We start from the raw sequence: 15,567 nt of genomic DNA on the forward strand, positions 1-15,567 counted from the left end.
TTCAGGGCTAAATCGTCACATCCCCGCGACCGAGGGCCGCAGCCATGCGTCCCTATGGCGGCTTCACTTTTGGGTGGTCCTGCCCATCTTAGGGGCACTTCTCCAATGTCGGGGAATGAGGAAAAAGACATGAATTTCACGCTGACTGCGCGCGGAATTATACGGACCATCGCGATCGTGATGTCGGTGGCGGTTCCGTTGGCGATCTCGATTTCGGCGGCTGACGCCCGCGTTGGCGGTGGCGGCAGTTCCGGTTCGCGGGGATCGAGGACCTATTCGGCGCCCCCGAGCACCACCACCGCGCCGGGCACGGCGCAGCCCATGAACCGTACCTTCACCCAGCCGGGTACTCCTGGCGTGGGCGCACCGGCGGCTGCCGGCGCGGCCGCCAAGGGCGGCTTCTTCAACCGGCCCGGAATGATGGGGGGCATGCTTGGCGGTCTCGCCATGGGCTTCCTTGGCGCAGGCCTGTTCGGCATGCTGACCGGCGGCGGCCTGTTCTCCGGCCTCGGCGGCCTGTCCTCGATCATCGGCCTGCTGCTGCAGATCGCCCTGATCGTTATCGTGGTGCGGCTGGCGATGTCGTGGTGGCAGCGCCGCCATACGCCGGCCTCCGCCTACGCGACGGGACCTGCTCCTGCCGCCGAAGGCCCCGGCGCCCAGAGCAGCTTCCGCTCTGGCCTCGGCGGCTTTGGGCTGGGATCGAGCCAGCCGCAGCTGGAAATCCAGCCGGCCGACTATGAAGCGTTCGAGCGTCTGCTCGGCGAGGTCCAGGCTGCATGGTCGAACGAGGATGTCGCCAAACTGCATACGCTGGCGACGCCCGAGATGGTGTCCTACTTCTCCAAGGATCTCGAGGAGAACAAGGCCCGCAACGACGTCAACAAGGTGACCGACGTCAAGCTGCTGCAGGGCGACCTCGCCGAAGCCTGGCGCGAAGGCGAAACCGATTTCGCCAGCGTGGCGATGCGGTTCTCGCTGGTCGACAAGACCCTGGAGCGCACCACCGGCCGCCTGGTCTCGGGCAGCGAAACGCCGATCGAAGCCACCGAAGTGTGGACCTTTGCCCGTCGACGCGGCGCCGATTGGGAACTCTCGGCGATCCAGCAGACCAGCTGATCGCCACAACGTAACGAGGAAGGCGCTGCGGTTCGTTCCGCGGCGCCTTTTTCTTTGCCAGAATGCCCGCTTCATTTCGCTCCGGAATAATGGTCGCCGTGATGTGTTGATGGCAACGAACGAAAAATAACAGGGAGAAACCAGATGAAGAGCTTCGCCAGAATCATCTCGCCGGCATGCTTTGGACTTGCTGCCCTATCGGCCCTCGCCAGCGCGCCCGCGCAGGCGCAATCGGCCGATATCAGTTTCTTCCTGACCAGCAACGGCATCGGCAATGGCGGCAATCTCGGCGGGCTCGCCGGCGCCGACAATCACTGCCAGACATTGGCGCAGGCAGCCGGAGCGGGCGGCAAGACCTGGCGCGCCTATCTCTCGACGCAAGCCGCCGACGGCACGCCGGCCGTCAATGCGCGCGACCGCATCGGCAAGGGGCCGTGGAAGAATGCCAAGGGCGCGGTGGTCGCCAAGGACGTCGCCGAGTTGCACGGCGCCAACGGCCTCACCAAGCAGACCGCGCTCAGCGAGAAGGGCGAGGTCATCAACGGCCGCGGCGATACGCCCAATCGTCACGACGTGCTGACGGGATCGCAGGCGGACGGGTCGGCGTTTGCGGCTGGCGAGGATCGCACCTGCAAGAACTGGACGAGCTCGACGCAAGGCGCGGCGATGGTCGGCCACTCCGACCGCATGGGCCTGCGCGACGACGACGCTTCGAAATCCTGGAACTCCTCGCACCCCTCGCGCGGTCCGGATGGCGGTTGCTCGCAGGCCGACCTCAAGAGCACCGGCGGTGACGGACTGTTCTATTGCTTCGCAGCGAACTGAGCTCACGAACGTCAATGCGAGGAGCGGGAAGTCGTAGCCCGGGTGAAGCGCAGCGAAACCCGGGTTCTCCTGCGTGCGGCCCCGGATTGCGCTTCGCTTCATCCGGGCTACGAATCCCTGCAAGCCGCGCCTTGCGTTAAAGGCCGCCGCTAGGCGGCCTTTTTCTTTGCACGCTTCTCTATCGTTTTACCGGGAGTTTTGCTGGCGCTCTTCTTCGCCTTCTTCGCAGCCTTGCGCTTGGCGAGATGGGCGCCGACGGCCTTCGACGAATGCCCGACGGGTGACCCTGAACTTCTTCGACCAGTAGCTGACTTCGTAGGGCTGGCTCACCGCGATCCGTGCCCGGTCGGAGGCCTTGTGCTTCTGCAGCTTGAAATAGGCGTCCACGTTCTTGGCGGAGTGCCCCACTTTCTTGACGGCGGCTTTCAGCCTGGCCGGCGTGATCTTGAATTTCTTCGACCAGTAAGCGACCTCGTAAGGCTCGCTCAACGCGATCAGCCCGCGATCGGCCCCGCCGCGCTTCTTCGTGTTGTCCGCCATCCGCATTCTCCTGTCGTGTTGAGAAAATCGATGCTTCGAACGGGAGGCAAACTATCACGCCCGCTCGCATTCGGACAGATTCGGAGCTGTGGAGATCTGGGCGCCGCGTTCATGCCGCGACGGTCGCGCGGACGCCGCGTTTGGCGTGACGAACGAACCGCAAGATGATTTGTTATGTCGGTCAAAACCGGCAGCGGAGGTATCATCGATGCGTTACGAGCTCTATTACTGGCCGAGCATTCAGGGCCGTGGCGAATACGTCCGCCTCGCGCTGGAAGAGGCGGGCGCCCGCTACGCCGACGTCGCGCGCCGCGGCAACGGCATGGCCGCGATGATGCGAATGATGGAAGCGCGGAAGGGAGCGCCGCCCTTCGCACCGCCGTTCCTCAAGGACGGCAAGCTCGTGATCGGGCAGACCGCCAATATTCTGCTCTATCTGGGATCACGGCACGGGTTGGCGCCGAAGTCGGAGGCCGGCAAACTCTGGGTGCATCAGTTGCAGCTCACGATCGCCGATCTGGTGCTGGAAGTCCACGACACCCATCACCCGCTCGGTCCGTCGCTCTACTACGAGGAGCAGAAAGCGCCCGCGAAGAAACGCACCGATGAGTTCTGGAAGGCGCGCGTGCCGAAATATCTGGGTTACTTCGAGGACCTGCTGGCGGCCAATGGCGGCACCTACATCACCGGCCGCCGCCTGACTTACGTCGACCTCTCGCTGTTCCAGATCGTGGAAGGTCTTCGCTACGCCTTTCCGAAACGCATGAAGAAGTTCGAGAAGGAAATTCCCGGCCTGGTCGAACTGCACGACCGCGTCGCTGCGCGCCCGAACATCAAGACGTATCTGGCGAGCGACCGGAGGATTGCGTTCAACGAGGACGGGATCTTTCGGAGGTACAAGGTGCTGGATGGGTAGTTCGTCATTCCGGGTTCGCGCTTTGCGCGCCCCCGGAGTGACGGCGTTGCCGTCACATGCTCCGTCCATCCACCGGCGTCATATTCAGCTTCGACAGTTCGATGCCGTCGATGCAGCTCACATTCAGCGCCACCACATCGCTGCCGTCGGGCTTCTTGCCGCGCGCGAAGACGTCGACGCCGCAATCGACGCAGAGCTGGTGGTGGATCGCGTGCTTGTTGAAGAGGTATTCCTTCAGGTTTTCCTCGCCGGCGCGGAGCTGAAAACTCTTCGGGTCGAGGAAGGTGAAATGCAGCCCCTTCTTGGTGCAGATCGAGCAGTTGCAGGCGGTGACCATCGAAAGATCGCTGGTGCATTCGAATCGTACCTGGCCGCAATGGCAGCCGCCGGTGTAGGTCTTGCTATCGGGCATTCCGCTTCGCCATCCTCTTTTTCACCAAAGTCCGGGCACCAGACGATAGCGCACGCGTGCGGCGTAGTCAGCATAATCAGGCAATCCCTCGACCAGCGCGCGCTCCTCGATGCGGGCGCGAATGGCGAACAGGACGGCGAACACCGGCGCGATCGCCACGCCCCACCACGACCCTAGCAGCAGCGGTATTCCAAGGAAGTACAGCATGACGCCGCTATACATGGGATGACGGACGAAGGCGTAGGGCCCGCTCGAGATCACGCGTTGGTGGCGCGCGGCCTGCACCTTGACAACCGGCGCGGCGAACGAATTCTCGCGGAACACCCACATGATGAAGGCGATCGAGGCCAAGTACATCGCAAGGCCGAGCGCCTGCAGCAGCAGCGGAACGTCGGAGGCGTTCGCGCGCCGGTCGAGGCCGATCGCAACAAGCCATAGCAACAGCGCCAGGAAGAAGATCAGCATGAATATCTTGTCGGCGGTAGGCTGGTTGGCCTGAAATGTCGGTCGCATGCGCTCGGCGAGCAGCGCCGGATCGGTCTTGGCTAGCCACAATCCGCAGGCAGGACCAAGGATCGCGCTGACGATCAGCATTACCCACGCCGCCGGCCAGTCCAGCGAACCCGCCGCGCCGAACAATAGCGCGCCCATGGCAATGACGACGATGGTGTTTTGCAGCAGAAGCTTTGCGATCATGCTCGGGTTCCATTCGCCCGTGACAGCATGATCGCGCGATTTTCCGGCAAACTTGCGGCGTTGGTTTCGTCCTGGCCGGAACGTGAAACGCTACGCCAGTTGGTCGATCCGTGTTCCCTGACCTGGCGGCAGGGGAGCGACCAGCGTCGGCTTCGGCGTGCGGGTGCCGTCGGCGGCAGCGCCGTTCTGCACGACGGGGGTCTTGTCGGGAGCCTTGAACACGGGGACTTCAGGCGGTTTGACCACCACCGTTGCGGGGACAGCAGAGACATTCATCGGAAGCGTCCTTTTGGTTGCCTCCGACACTGGCCGGCTTGAAGCGAACGATTGGTGAATTCCGTGCGGCAGTTCCGCGCCGACGCCGTCAATCGCGGCCAATGGTGAACGGGCGGCTCGCGAAATCGTTAGAATGCAACGGACCGGGAGCTCTGGATTCTTGTTTTGACGCGTTTTCTTGACGCGAACCGGCGTCCACCCCGGATCAAGTCCGGGGCAGGCTTTCGCTCGAAAAGGCTATAGCACCTACTCGTCCTTGCCGCGGGTCACCACGATCGAAGCCTCGGTCTTGGTGCGCGTGCATTCCATGTTGAGCCGGCGGAAGCGCATCGAGACCTTGTCGCCGCGCAGGATGCCCATGCGCTTGATGCAGCGCGAGGAGCCGGTCGCAACATCGGGCTTCGGAATCGTGAAAATGATGGCGCCGGCCGAGGCGATCAGTTCGAAGAATTGCGGCTTCGGCTTGCGGTCCGCCTTGGCGTAGAGCTCGTTGGAATAGTTGCGGCCGCGGCAGCCGAGCGACAGCTCCTTCGCCGCCGGATGCGTCAGATAGATCATGTTGCCGGTATTGACGCTGATCTTGAGGCCGTCGATCTGGTTCTTCAATTCCTTGGCGATATCGTCGCAGCGGTCGGCCTGCGCTGGCGATGCGCCGACCACAGCAACCAGCGCCAGCGTGGCGGCAAGCAAGGTTGGTCGGCGAAATTGTGATCCCAAAGCCATTGTGAATGCCCCTTTGCGCCATTGAACCCCGCGCGCGGATTTCCTGCAAGGGCCGCGCGCGGAAGTCAACTGCTTCTCAGAAACCGTAGAGGATGACGCCGATCCCGAAGGCGATCACGGCGAAGACATTGTACAGCGTGGGAATGCTGACCAGCATGGTGGCGAGTCCCAGCCGCTGGCTGCGTGCGGCAAGTGCGATGCCGCAGGCGGCCATCAGCGGAAACGCGACGATCCGGACCGGCGTCTCGAAGGCGGAGACACCACGAAAATCCAGTCCGTGTCGTACCACCGAGGGCATGAAGTTCAGCCAGGTCATGAGCACGAGCGCGCCCAGCGTGATGATCGCGTAACGCAGCCGGCCGACGGTGGCAAACGCCAGTGCGGCCAGCGCCAGCAGGGGATGGCTCGCAATGTAAGCCTTGATGATCGCGCCGCCGACGCCGGGACCCGGAATTTTCGACATGTCGTCGAACAGGATCGGCACGTGCGACAGCCCGTCGAAGGCTTCGATGGCAGCGATGATGATCAGAAGCAGATAAAGCCCGAGCAGCCGCGGCGCGCGGATGGGGCGAGAGGCTGCGTCAGGCAATATGGCGGAGTTCATTACGTTCGCAATCGATTCAGGGACCATTGGAAATCTCGGATTTGTCTGAAGAGGGCCCGGAACGGTTCAACCGCCGATGGGCGGCCGTAATGGCCTGCTTCGGCCGCATCTGGCGGGCAAGCAAAACCTTCCTTTTGGTCGAAAAATGCTTAGAACGGGTCTATCGCCGCGGCGCCGTTCTGGCCGCCGCCAGCTCCAACCCGAGATGTCGACATGAACGCCCCGACCGCCTTCCCTGACCAAAAACCCGTTCCGCCCTACAAGCATACGCCGCTGTTTCCGCTGGGACCGGACACCACGCCCTACAAGAAGATCACGGCCGAGGGCGTGCGTGTCGAAAAGGTGCTCGGTAAGGACATGCTCGTCGTGTCGCGCGAGGCGTTGCGGGCGCTGTCGGAGGCTGCGTTCGGCGACATCAATCATTACCTGCGGCCGGGCCACCTGAAGCAGTTGCGCTCGATCCTGGAAGACAAGGAAGCCAGCGACAACGACAAGTTCGTTGCGTTCGATTTCCTGAAGAACGCCAACATCGCAGCCGGCGGCGTGCTGCCGATGTGCCAGGATACCGGCACCGCGATCATCATGGGCAAGAAGGGCTGCAACGTCATCACCGACGGCGACGATGAGGCCGCGCTCTCGGAAGGCGCGCGCGACGCTTACTTGCGCCGTAACCTGCGCTACTCGCAGGTGGCGCCGCTGTCGATGTATGAGGAAAAGAACACCGCCAACAACATGCCGGCGCAGTGCGAGATCTACGCCGAGGGAGATGACGCCTACAAGTTCATGTTCATGGCCAAGGGCGGCGGCTCCGCCAACAAGAGTTTTCTGTTCCAGGCGACTCCATCCGTTCTGACCAAGGATCGCCTGCTGGCGTTCCTGAAAGAGAAGGTGCTCACGCTCGGCACCGCGGCGTGCCCGCCGTATCACCTTGCGATCGTGATCGGCGGCACTTCCGCCGAGCTCTGCATGAAGACCGTAAAACTTGCATCCGCGCGTTATCTCGACGCGCTGCCCACCCAAGGCTCGGCGGATGGCAACGCGTTCCGCGACCTGGAGATGGAGCAGGAAATTCTCAAGATGACGCAGTCGCTCGGCGTCGGCGCGCAGTTCGGCGGCAAGTATTTCTGCCACGACGTGCGCGTGATCCGGATGCCTCGCCATGGCGCGTCGCTGCCGATCGGACTCGGCGTGTCCTGTTCGGCGGATCGCCAAGTGCTCGGCAAAATTACAAAAGACGGCGTCTATCTTGAGGAGCTCGAGCACAATCCGGCGCAATATCTGCCGGCCGTCGAACAGTCGCTCGGCGGCGAGGTCGTCAAGATCGATCTCAACAAACCGATGAAGGAGATTCTGGCGACGCTGTCGCAATATCCGATCAAGACGCGCGTCTCGATGACCGGCACTATGATCGTGGCCCGCGATTCCGCGCACGCCAAACTGCGCGAGCGGCTGGAGAAGGGCGAGCCGCTGCCGGATTACTTCAAGAACCATCCGGTGTATTACGCCGGTCCCGCCAAGACGCCCGACGGCTACGCCTCCGGCGCGTTCGGTCCGACTACCGCAGGTCGGATGGATTCCTTCGTCGACCAGTTCCAGGCGGCTGGCGGATCGATGGTGATGGTGGCCAAGGGCAACCGTGCGGTCGCGGTGCGTGAGGCCTGCAAGAAGCACGGCGGCTTCTATCTCGGCTCGATCGGCGGTGCTGCGGCGAACCTCGCCGAGCACTGCATCAAGAAGGTCGAGGTCGTCGAATACCCCGAACTCGGCATGGAAGCGATCTGGCGCATCGAGGTCGAGGATTTCCCGGCCTTCATCATCATCGACGACAAGGGCAACGACTTCTTCAAGGAATTGAATCTGGGGTGAGGGCGCTGGGCCTCGACGGGTTCAGCAAGGGGTGGGTCGCCGTATGCCTCGATGGCAACCGGCAAACAATCTCCTTCCACGCTGATATTGTGGATGCGCTGGCGCGCCCGTTCCACCGTGCCGGCATCGATATCCCGGTCGGCATGACCGATGACGGCGAGCGTGATTGTGATCGACTCGCGCGTGAAAGACTCCGCCCGCATACGTCGCGCGTCTTCACGGGCGCGCGGCGCTGGCTTTGGCAGGAGTTCGATGATCCGGACAAGGCCAACAAGGACGCGCTAGGCCGCGGCCAGAAACGAGTGTCGCGGCAGCTCTGGCATCTCGGCCCGAAGATTTCGGAGGTCGACGCCTTCGTTCGCGCGCATCCCGCACGCGATATCCGCGAGGTCCATCCTGAACTTGTCTTCCTGCGGATGAACGGCTGCGAGCCGCTTCCGCCGAAGAAGTCGGAGGAGGGCGATGCGCTCCGCCGCAGGCTGCTCAAGCGCTTTGGCTTTCGCGAGATCGACGAGTGGCTGAGCGAGGCACGCATCGGCACCGGCGCCAAGCGCGACGATGTGCTGGACGCCTGCGCGGTTGCGATTGCAGCACGGGAGCCGCAGGGCTGCGTTCCGGAGGGGGCGCCGCCATTGGACGTGCACGGCCTGCCGATGCAGATCTGGTTCTAGGGATACTTCTGCAGGGTAGTAAAAATTCCGCCTCAAAATGAGTTGCGTACCTCAAAAACCCTCTGCTAGGTTACCGCCATGAAGGAAGAGGTCGCGAGCGCGCCGCTGACGCTGAGGGACATCGCCCGCCAGGCCGGCGTCAGCCTCGCCACCGTCGACCGCGTGCTGCACAACCGCCCCGGCGTGCGGCCGGACACCGTGCGGCGCGTGAGGGAGGCGATCGAGCGTAACGCCTTCCAGCCGCATGTCGCGGCGGCCGAACTCGCCCGCGGCCGTGCGCGGCGCTTTGCCTTCGTGATGCCGTCGGGCCCGAACCTCTTCATGCAGCAGATCGAGGCCTATCTCGGCGAGATGTCGGGCTGGCTTTCGGCGCGCCGTCTTTCGGTCGAGGTAATCGCAACCGACGTGTTCGATCCGATGGTGCTGACCGACTGCCTTGAGCAGCTCGCCGGGGATTTCGATGGCGTGGCGGTAGTCGCGCTCGATCATCCGAGCGTGCGGGCAGCGATCAATGATCTCGTCGATAGCGGTACCGAAATCGTGACGTTGGTATCGGACGTGCCGTCTTCGCGGCGTCACCACTATGTTGGCATCGACAATATCGCGGCCGGCCGCTCCGCGGGCGCGCTGGTTGGCCGCCTGGTGCGCGCGCGCCAGGGCAAGGTCGCGATCATCGCGGGCTCGCAAGGCCTGCGCGACCACGCCGAACGCATCTTCGGCTTCAACCAGGTGATGGCGTCCGAATTCGCAGGCCTCGATGTGCTGCCGGTGCTCGAAGGCCGCGACGACGATGCGCGCTCGGAAGAGCTGACCGCACGCCTGCTGCGTGATCATCCGGACATGGTCGGCCTCTACAATGTCGGCGCCGGGACGCCGGGTGTCGCCAAGGCGCTGATCGAGTCCGGGCGCGACAAGCAGGTCGTATTCGTCGGCCACGACGTCACAGTGCTGACACGCAAGCTGCTGCTGCAGGGCGTGATGGATGCCGCGATCTCGCAGAACCCGGGACATGAAGCGCGCGCCGCCGTGCGGGTGCTGCTGGCGCTTGCGCGCGGCGAGCCGATCTTGAGTGAGCAGGAGAAGATCCGGATCGACATCGTGATGCGGGACAATCTGCCGTAATCGGAGCGGCCGGACGACAGGCGACATTGCAAGACGGCTCTCGTGCGGGAAAGGCGACGCAGTTCGCACACCGCGCAGAGCCGGAAGGGAGGATGGTTCGTGTATCTCGGAATGGACATCGGCACGTCCGGTGTGAAGGCGGTACTCGTGAACGAGGCTGGCGCCGTTATCGCCACTGCCGCGCGTGAGCTTGCGCTGTCGCATCCCGCACCGCTGTGGTCCGAGCAGGACCCCGATGCCTGGGTCGATGCCGCGATCGGCGCCGTCGATGATCTCGCGGCCGCGCATCCGCGCGAAACGGCTGCTGTCTGCGGCATCGGACTGTCCGGCCAGATGCACGGCGCGACACTGCTCGACGCCGCCGGCCGTCCCTTGCGTCCGGCCATCCTCTGGAACGATGGCCGTTCGCATGCCGAATGCGCCGAACTGGAGCGGCATTGTCCCGCGTTGCACGCGATCGCGGGCAACCTCGCGATGCCCGGCTTCACCGCGCCAAAGCTGTTGTGGGTGGCGCGGCACGAGCCCGAGACGTTCAGGAAACTGGCCAAGGTGCTGCTACCCAAGGCCTATGTCCGCTATCGCCTGACGGGCGAGATCGTCGAGGACATGTCGGACGCGGCGGGAACGCTATGGCTCGATGTCGGCCGGCGCCGTTGGTCCGAAGAACTGCTGCAGGCCACCGGTCTCGACATCAGCCACATGCCGCGCCTCGTCGAAGGCAGCCAGGCAAGCGCGATGCTTTCACCTGAACTCGCGCAGCGCTGGGGCATGACACAAAGCGTCGTGGTTGCCGGAGGCGCCGGTGATTGCGCCGCGAGTGCGATCGGGCTTGGCGCCATCGCGCCGGGCGACGCCTTCCTGTCGCTGGGAACATCGGGCGTTTTGTTCCGCGTCACCGACCGGTTTGCGCCGGCGGCGGCGTCAGCCGTGCATGCCTTCTGCCATGCGCTGCCCGGCCGCTGGCACCAGATGGGCGTGATGCTGGCGGCGGCGGCGTCGCTGGCCTGGTTGTCGGATGTGATGGCCACGCCGGCACCGGCGCTGCTCGCGCCGTTGGGCGACGTCGCAGACCGGCCGAGCCCCGTAAAATTCCTGCCTTACCTTGATGGCGAGCGCACGCCGCACAATGATGCGGCGGCGAGCGGTACGTTCGTCGGGCTTCGCAGCGCGAGCGGGCGTAACGAGATGGTACAGGCCGTGCTCGAAGGCGTGGCGTTTGCGGCGCGCGATAATCTCAATGCGCTGGGAAGCGCCAGTTCGAATATTACGGAGGTCGATTTCGTTGGCGGCGGATCGCGCTCGGCGCTGTGGGCGCAGATCTGCGCCGACGTGCTCGGCATTCCCGTCCACCGCGTCGAGGAGGGCGAGGTAGGGGCTGCGCTCGGCGCGGCGCGGCTCGGCCGGCTCGCCGCGACCGGCGAAGAGCCTCTGGATGTCTGCACGCGTCCGCGGCGGCTATCGACGTTCATGCCGCGCCCGTCGGCGGTCGCGGCCTATGACGACGCCTATCATCAATGGCGAAAGCTCTATCCTGCGCTGAAGGAGTGTACTTAAGTGAACGCGGCATCCGAATTCTTCACCATCCGCACGCCGATCGCCTATGGCGGCGCGCAGGCCTCAACTCCGCTCGCCTTCCGCTGGTACGACAAGGACCGCGTCGTGCGCGGGCGACGGCTCGAAGATCATCTGCGCTTTGCGGTCTGTTACTGGCATTCGTTCTGCTGGCCCGGGCTCGATCCGTTCGGCGGCGAGACTTTTCTGCGGCCCTGGCACCATGGCTCCGATGCGATGGCACAGGCGCGCGCCAAGGCCGATGTCGCCTTCGAACTGTTCCACCTGCTCGACGTTCCCTTCTTCGCCTTTCACGACGCGGATGCGGCGCCCGAGGGGCGGACGCTTGCCGAGTCCGTTGCCAATCTGAACGCCATCGCTGATGTCTTCGAACAGAAGATGGCGACAGCCAAGGTCCGTCTGCTCTGGGGCACGGCCAACTTGTTCTCGCATCGCCGCTACATGGCGGGTGCTGCGACCAATCCGGATCCGGAGATTTTCACCTATGCCGCGGGGCAGGTGCGCGCCGCGCTCGAGGTGACGCATCGGCTCGGTGGCCAGAACTATGTGCTGTGGGGCGGGCGCGAGGGCTACGAGACGCTGCTCAACACCGACATCGGTCGCGAACTCGACCAGCTCGGCCGCTTCGTCTCGCTTGTCGTCGAGCACAAGCACAAGATCGGTTTCAAGGGCCCGATCCTGATCGAACCGAAGCCGAAGGAGCCTACCAAGCATCAATACGACTTCGACGTCGCGACCTGCTACGGCTTCCTGCAGCGCTATGACCTCTTGAAAGACGTCAAGCTCAATATCGAGCAGAACCACGCCATCCTCGCCGGCCATTCGTTCCAGCATGAGGTGGCCCTTGCGGAAGCGCTCGGAGTGTTCGGCTCGCTCGACATCAATCGCGGCGACGATTTGCTGGGCTGGGACACCGATCAGTTCGCGATGAACGTGTCGGAGCTGGTTCTGGTGTTCCACGAGATACTGAACCGCGGTGGCTTCACGTCGGGCGGGCTCAATTTCGATGCCAAGATCAGGCGCCAGTCGATCGATCCCGACGATCTGATTCATGCCCATGTCGGCTCGATGGATGCCTGCGCACGCGCCTTCCTGGCCGCGGCCGACATGCTCGATGCGGGCGTGCTCACTGCGCCGCTCGCCGAGCGCTATAAAGGATGGGCCGGCGCCGAGGGGCGCGCGATCCTCGCGGGCCAGCATTCGCTGGCCGATCTCGCCGATCGCGCGATGGGGTCCGGGTTCGATCCGCAGCCGCGCTCGGGCCGTCAGGAATATCTGGAATCTCTGGTTAACCGGTACGTTTGAGCGAGGCCGTTCATGGCAAGTCCTCATGCAACAGCGCAACCGGTTTTGGAGCTGACCGGCATTGGCAAGGAGTTCGGCGCGATCCGCGCGCTGCATGACGTCGACATGAAGGTTTATCCGGGCGAGGTCGTCGGCCTGATGGGCGACAACGGCGCCGGCAAGTCGACGCTGGTCAAGATCATCGCCGGCAATTTTCCGCCGAGTCATGGCGAGGTGCGCTTCGACGGCAACGTCGTGCATTTCTATCGCCCGGTTGACGCCCGCGCCGTTGGGATCGAGGTCGTGTACCAGGATCTTGCGCTCGCTGACAATCTGACGGCTGCGGCCAATGTTTTCCTCGGCCGCGAGCTGAAGCGCAAGATCGGCCCGTTCGCCTTCCTCGATCACAGGGCGATGGCGGCGCGGGCGCTCGAACTGTTCGGCGAGCTGCGTTCGGAGACCCGGCCGCATGATCTCGTCAAGCAGATGTCGGGCGGCCAGCGCCAGGCGGTCGCGATCGCGCGGACGCGGCTGTCCAACGCCAAGCTCGTGATGATGGACGAGCCGACCGCCGCGATCTCGGTCCGTCAGGTCGAGCAGGTCTTGAGCCTGATCCATCGCCTGAAGGAGCAGGGCGTGGCCGTCATGCTGATCTCGCACCGGATGCCCGACGTCTTCGCGGTCTGCGACCGCGTCGTCGTGATGCGGCGGGGCGAGAAGCGGGCGGACAAGTCGATCGCCGATACCAGCCCCGAAGAGGTGACGGCCCTCATCACCGGCGCGAAGGAGGCGGCCTGATGGCTCTGCCGATGGAATCCCCGATCTCCTTCACCAATGTCGGCCAGTCCAGGTGGTGGCAGCGCGGCGTGTTCGCGTCGCAAACCGCCTATGTCACGCTCGCGCTGGTCGTGCTGCTGATCGTGATGCATTTCGCGAGCCCCTTCTTCTTCACCCAAGGCAACATGCAGAACGTGGCGAAGAACTTTTCGTTCATCGCCATCGCCACCCTCGGCGTCACCTTCGTCATCATTACTGGCGGCATCGATCTTTCGGTCGGCTCGATGATGTGCTTCTCGGCCATGATCACCTCGATGATGATGACTGGCCTGTCGACGCCGGGCATGCCGGGGGCGTCGCTGTTCGTGCATTTCGCCGCCGACGGCAAGACCGTGGTCGCCAACGCGCCCGGTCTCATCCTCGTCGTCTCGGTGCTTGCGGGGCTCAGCGTGGCGCTGATCGTCGGCCTCGTCAACGGCTTCTGCATCGCCGTGCTCGGGCTGTCGCCGTTCGTGACCACGCTCGGCATGCTCTCGATCGTGCGCGGCCTCGGCTATGTCGTCTCGAACGGCCGCGGCAGTTTTCCGGGCGGGCCGGATGCCGACTATTTCTATGCGCTGACCTCGGGGGACGTGCTCGGCGTGCCCATGCCGTTCATCTATCTCGTGATCCTCGCGTTGCTCATGGCGGTCGCGCTGCACCATACGACGTTCGGCCGTCACGTCTTCGCGCTCGGCGGCAATGAGAAGGCGGCCGAACTTACCGGCATCTCGGTGGTGCGGGTCAAGATCGAGGTCTATGTAATCTGCGCGCTCGCCGCCGGCCTGCAGGGGATCATCATCTGCGGCTGGCTCGGCTCGGCGCCGGCGAACATGGCGACCTCCTATGAGCTCACCGTGATCGCGGCCGCGGTGATCGGCGGCGCCAACCTTGCCGGCGGCATCGGTGGGCCGCTCGGCGCCATCGTCGGCTGCGTGCTGCTCGAGGTGATTCGCAATGGCCTCGTGCTCGCACAGGTCAGCTCCTACTGGCAGCAGACATTGGTGGGCGTGATCATCATCCTGGCGGTGCTGGTCGACCGGGTCCGCTCGCGGATGCTGTGAGAGACACTGGCCGGGAGACAACAAGGCCTCGTCTATCCGCTCCCGGATCAGGCAATTGAGGATAGGCAATCAAACGTGTGGAGGGAACCAATGAGGAAAGTTCTGCTTGCCGGCATGGCGATCGCGATGATGGTGACGCCGGCGCTCGCCCAGACCTACCGCTTCGTCATCGTGCCCAAGGCGATGAACAATCCGTTCTTCGATTTCGCGCGCGACGGCTGCCAGAAGCGCGCCAAGGAGCTCGGCAACATCGAATGCATCTACAGGGGGCCGGTCGAGCATGAGCCGGCAACGCAGGCGCAGATCATCCAGGACTTCGTCACGCAGAAGGTCGATGGCCTCGCGATCTCGGTCGCCGACGTCGCGGCCATGACCAAGTCGATCGAGGCGGCGAGTGCTGCCGGCATTCCCGTCATCACTTTCGATGCGGATGCGCCGGGGTCCAAGCGCATTGCCTATATCGGCACCAACAACAAGGAGTTCGGTGTCGCGCTTGGCAAGCAATTGCTGCAGCTCCGTCCCGAGGGCGGCAAATACGCCATGGTCTCGGGCGGGCCAGGCGCCAAGAACCTCGCCGAGCGCGTCGATGGCGTCCGTGAGGCGCTGAAGGGATCGAAATGGGTCGAGGTCGGTGGCTCACCGACGTTCTGCAACGACGATCCCGCGCTCGCCGTTCAGCAGATGACGGACCTGCGGACCGCAACGCCCGACCTCGCCGCGATCGTGCCGGTCGGCGGCTGGCCGATGTTCGCGCCGGAAGGCTTCAAGGCCTTCGCCAGCAAGAACAAGAAGGACATCGAGTCCGGCAAGTTCACCCTCGTCGTTGCAGATACGCTGAGGATGCAGCTCGAGCTGTTGCGTGACGGCTATGCCAACGCGCTGACGGGGCAGCGGCCGTTCGAGATGGGCGAGAAGTCGATGGATGTCCTGCTCGCGATCAAGAAGGGCGGGAAGGTGCCGGAGATCGTCCATACCGGCCTCGATCTCGTCACCAAGGACAACGTCGCGCAGATGCTGAAATAGGTCCAGCGTGAACGCGGAAACGGTCCGGGGCAGGGCCC

17 protein-coding genes are annotated in these 15,567 nt (G+C 64.0%); 11 read left to right on the forward strand and 6 right to left on the reverse strand.

What is annotated here, in order from left to right:
• Positions 1–105: 105 nt before the first annotated feature.
• Both V1286_RS08730 and V1286_RS08735 read left to right on the forward strand, forming a co-directional pair.
• Complete coding sequence (locus V1286_RS08730) at positions 106–1,119, forward strand: Tim44 domain-containing protein (RefSeq protein WP_417021118.1); 1,014 nt, start codon at positions 106–108, stop codon at positions 1,117–1,119.
• Between the two features lie 144 nt (positions 1,120–1,263).
• Positions 1,264–1,944 (forward strand): lectin, encoded by a 681-nt coding sequence (locus V1286_RS08735; RefSeq protein ID WP_334478936.1) that lies wholly within the window; start codon positions 1,264–1,266, stop codon positions 1,942–1,944.
• A 186-nt stretch (positions 1,945–2,130) separates the two neighbouring features.
• Here V1286_RS08735 and V1286_RS08740 read toward each other — a convergent pair whose 3' ends face one another.
• Entirely contained in the window at positions 2,131–2,484 is a 354-nt protein-coding gene (locus V1286_RS08740) for a DUF3606 domain-containing protein (protein WP_334478937.1), read from the reverse strand.
• A gap of 208 nt (positions 2,485–2,692) precedes the next feature.
• Between V1286_RS08740 and V1286_RS08745 the strand changes: the two genes are divergently transcribed.
• Entirely contained in the window at positions 2,693–3,400 is a 708-nt protein-coding gene (locus V1286_RS08745; RefSeq protein WP_108519846.1) for a glutathione S-transferase, read from the forward strand.
• A 52-nt stretch (positions 3,401–3,452) separates the two neighbouring features.
• Here V1286_RS08745 and V1286_RS08750 read toward each other — a convergent pair whose 3' ends face one another.
• From V1286_RS08750 to V1286_RS08770, 5 genes are all read right to left on the reverse strand, one after another.
• Entirely contained in the window at positions 3,453–3,812 is a 360-nt protein-coding gene (locus V1286_RS08750) for a GFA family protein (RefSeq protein ID WP_334478938.1), read from the reverse strand.
• Between the two features lie 21 nt (positions 3,813–3,833).
• On the reverse strand, positions 3,834–4,508 hold the full coding sequence (locus V1286_RS08755) for a methyltransferase family protein (protein WP_334478939.1): 675 nt from the start codon (positions 4,506–4,508) through the stop codon (positions 3,834–3,836).
• A gap of 90 nt (positions 4,509–4,598) precedes the next feature.
• The gene (locus V1286_RS08760) at positions 4,599–4,784 is read right to left on the reverse strand and encodes a hypothetical protein (RefSeq protein WP_334478940.1); all 186 of its coding nucleotides are present in this window, start codon (positions 4,782–4,784) and stop codon (positions 4,599–4,601) included.
• A gap of 246 nt (positions 4,785–5,030) precedes the next feature.
• Complete coding sequence (locus V1286_RS08765) at positions 5,031–5,507, reverse strand: hypothetical protein (RefSeq protein WP_334478941.1); 477 nt, start codon at positions 5,505–5,507, stop codon at positions 5,031–5,033.
• 76 nt (positions 5,508–5,583) lie between these two features.
• Positions 5,584–6,138: a hypothetical protein gene (locus tag V1286_RS08770; RefSeq protein WP_334478942.1), complete on the reverse strand. Its 555-nt coding sequence runs from the start codon at positions 6,136–6,138 to the stop codon at positions 5,584–5,586.
• A 186-nt stretch (positions 6,139–6,324) separates the two neighbouring features.
• Between V1286_RS08770 and V1286_RS08775 the strand changes: the two genes are divergently transcribed.
• The 8 genes from V1286_RS08775 (at position 6,325) to V1286_RS08810 (ending at position 15,529) form a co-directional block, all read left to right on the forward strand.
• On the forward strand, positions 6,325–7,977 hold the full coding sequence (locus V1286_RS08775) for a fumarate hydratase (protein ID WP_334478943.1): 1,653 nt from the start codon (positions 6,325–6,327) through the stop codon (positions 7,975–7,977).
• A complete protein-coding gene (locus V1286_RS08780; protein ID WP_334478944.1) occupies positions 7,974–8,648 on the forward strand; it encodes a DUF429 domain-containing protein in 675 nt (224 codons plus the stop codon). Before V1286_RS08775 ends, V1286_RS08780 begins: the two co-directional genes overlap by 4 nt.
• A 78-nt stretch (positions 8,649–8,726) precedes the next feature.
• Positions 8,727–9,770, forward strand: coding sequence for a LacI family DNA-binding transcriptional regulator (locus V1286_RS08785; protein ID WP_334478945.1), 1,044 nt, complete (start codon positions 8,727–8,729; stop codon positions 9,768–9,770).
• A 99-nt stretch (positions 9,771–9,869) separates the two neighbouring features.
• Entirely contained in the window at positions 9,870–11,324 is a 1,455-nt protein-coding gene (gene xylB / locus V1286_RS08790; RefSeq protein WP_334478946.1) for a xylulokinase, read from the forward strand.
• Positions 11,325–12,647, forward strand: a complete 1,323-nt coding sequence (gene xylA, locus V1286_RS08795) for a xylose isomerase (protein ID WP_334478947.1) — start codon at positions 11,325–11,327, stop codon at positions 12,645–12,647.
• A 12-nt stretch (positions 12,648–12,659) separates the two neighbouring features.
• On the forward strand, positions 12,660–13,424 hold the full coding sequence (locus V1286_RS08800; protein WP_334478948.1) for an ATP-binding cassette domain-containing protein: 765 nt from the start codon (positions 12,660–12,662) through the stop codon (positions 13,422–13,424).
• A complete protein-coding gene (locus V1286_RS08805; RefSeq protein WP_334478949.1) occupies positions 13,424–14,506 on the forward strand; it encodes an ABC transporter permease in 1,083 nt (360 codons plus the stop codon). The genes V1286_RS08800 and V1286_RS08805 overlap by 1 nt, the downstream gene beginning before the upstream one ends.
• Positions 14,507–14,596: 90 nt before the next feature.
• Complete coding sequence (locus V1286_RS08810; RefSeq protein WP_334478950.1) at positions 14,597–15,529, forward strand: sugar-binding protein; 933 nt, start codon at positions 14,597–14,599, stop codon at positions 15,527–15,529.
• Positions 15,530–15,567 lie beyond the last annotated feature (38 nt).

This window comes from Bradyrhizobium algeriense, from assembly GCF_036924595.1.
Classification (GTDB): Bacteria; Pseudomonadota; Alphaproteobacteria; order Rhizobiales; family Xanthobacteraceae; genus Bradyrhizobium; species Bradyrhizobium algeriense.